This is a genomic window from Parendozoicomonas verongulae, assembly GCF_009711465.1.
Taxonomy (GTDB): Bacteria; Pseudomonadota; Gammaproteobacteria; order Pseudomonadales; family Endozoicomonadaceae; genus Sansalvadorimonas; species Sansalvadorimonas verongulae.
The window spans coordinates 1,187-2,023 of sequence record NZ_SMME01000697.1 but is presented as its reverse complement, the minus strand read 5'-3'; the positions used below and the strand labels follow the sequence as shown (position 1 = coordinate 2,023).

1 protein-coding gene is annotated in these 837 nt (G+C 55.9%); it reads left to right on the top strand.

Annotation, left to right across the window (positions count from 1 at the left end):
• The coding region (locus E1189_RS03100) for a hypothetical protein (protein WP_196221125.1) at positions 1–625 on the top strand (625 nt) is incomplete at its 5' end.
• Positions 626–837 lie beyond the last annotated feature (212 nt).

Genomic DNA, 837 nt, shown 5'->3' with positions numbered 1-837 from the left:
AATGGCCCTGGGTATCTATACCTGTCTGCGCACCCGGGCAGGCGGGGGGCAGGTGAGTGCCCCCTGTGGGGACAAGGATATCGAGTTAACACTAGGCAGGCTGCACCAGCTTATTGGAGGAAAAGACAACCTGGAAATAGCTCTGGACATCTATACCCGGCTGCGCAGTCGTGCAGCTGGAGGACAGACAAACACTCCCTGTAATGATAAGGAGATAGAACTGGCTTTGGGAAGACTTCTCCAAACCATAGGGGGCACGAATAACCTGAAAATGGCTCTGGATATCTTCACCCGGCTACGCACACGAGCGGCCAGAGGCCAGGCGAACATCCCCTGTGAGGACAAGGAGATAGAACTGGCTCTGGGAAGACTTCTCCAAACCATGGGGGGGACAGAAAACCTGAGAAAGGCATGGGACATACTTACCCAGCTGCGTACCCAGGCGGCCGGAGGGCAGGCAAACACCCCTTGTGAGGATAAAGAGATCGAGCTGTTTTTGGGCAGACATCTCCAGGTTCTGGGGGGCACGGAACACCAGAGAACAGCCCTGGACATATTTACTCGCCTGCGCACTCTGATGGCCGGAGGTCCCGGCTGCGCACCCGGGCAGCCGGTGGACGAGTAAACACCCCCTGTGATGATAAGGATATCGAGCTAACACTGGGCAGATATCTTCAGACCATTGGAGGCAAGGGCAGTCTGGAAGTTGCTCTGGAGATCTTTACCCGACTGCGCACCCGAGCGGCCGGGGGACGGGTAAACACCCCTGTGATGATAAGGATATCGAGTTAACAATGGGTAGACTACTCCAGACTATGGGAGGGGCAGACAATCTGA